Genomic DNA, 1296 nt, shown 5'->3' with positions numbered 1-1296 from the left:
CCTACGCACCGACCTCGACAACGGCCGCGATCACCTCCTCATGGCGCGGACCAGCTCGATCAATCGGGCCAACGAGCTGCTGAACCTGTACGAAGAGCTCGCGCCGGACCTCAACCCCATGGTCATCCACAGCAAGCTCAGTGGCAGAAAGGCCAAGGCCGCCCTCGACGCGCTCGATCAACGCCACTCCCGTTTGATCATCTGCGTGGGGATGCTGGGGGAGGGTTTCGACCTGCCGCAGCTCAAGGTGGCGGCACTCCACGACACGCACAAAAGCCTCGGCATCACGCTGCAGTTCATCGGCCGTTTCGCCCGCGTGTCCTCAGCGACGGTGGGCAACGCGACCGTGGTGTCCTCGCGATCCGACGCACCGTTCGACGAGCAGCTTCGTCAGCTTTATGCAGAGGATGCCGATTGGAATCTCATCGTCCGCGACCTGTCCCAGCAGGCCGTCGGCGAACAGGAGGACGTCAGCGACTTCGAGGCCGCCTTCGGCTCCGGGCCGGAAGAGGTGTCCATCAAGTCGGTGCTGCCGAAGATGAGCGCGGTGGCGTACAGGACTGGCTGCCAGGACTGGACCCCGACGAACGTCTACCAGGTCTTCCCCGAGGAGAATCTGCTCACCTACCCCATCGCCGTCAACAGACGAGATCGGGTGCTCTGGTTCGTGACCCAGGAGCAGGCTCCCGTCCAGTGGGGCCAGCTTCCCGCTGTGGAGGAAGTCGTCCACCACCTTTACGTCATGTATTGGGACGAGGCCCACGGCCTGCTGTACATCAACAGCACCAACAACGACAGCCTCCACGAGGACCTGGCCACGGCCGTGTGCGGGCAGACCGCGGACCGCATCACCGGCAAGCGGATCTACCGCGTCATGGGCGGCATTGACCGGCTCGTGCCCACGAACGTCGGCGTCCTGGACGTCAGGAACCGTAACCGGCGCTTCTCCATGCACGTCGGAGCCGACGTCGCGGAGGGCTTCGCCGATGCCGAGAAACACACCAAGGCTCAGACCAATATCTTCGCGACAGGGTTCGCCGCTGGCGTCCGCACCAGCGTCGGAGCCTCGCTCAAGGGCCGGATCTGGAGCCGCCGAACCGCCGAGTCGCTCAAGCACTGGGTCGACTGGTGCGATGAGATGGGGCTCAAGCTGCTCGACGACAGCATCAACATCGCCCATGTCATGGACAACTTCATCCAGCCCGAGGACCTCGAGGACTGGCCGGAGCTGACCGTCCTGGCTGTGGAGTGGCCGTTGGCCCTCCTGGCCCGTAATGAGGACTCCGTCCAGCTCTC

1 protein-coding gene is annotated in these 1296 nt (G+C 64.4%); it reads left to right on the top strand.

From position 1 onward, the window contains the following. The coding region (locus HCN51_RS57690) for a DEAD/DEAH box helicase (RefSeq protein WP_206069126.1) at window positions 1-1296 on the top strand (1296 nt) is incomplete at both ends.

The organism is Nonomuraea composti (assembly GCF_012034275.1).
Lineage (GTDB): Bacteria > Actinomycetota > Actinomycetes > Streptosporangiales > Streptosporangiaceae > Nonomuraea > Nonomuraea composti.
This window is presented reverse-complemented; position numbering and strand designations above follow the sequence as displayed.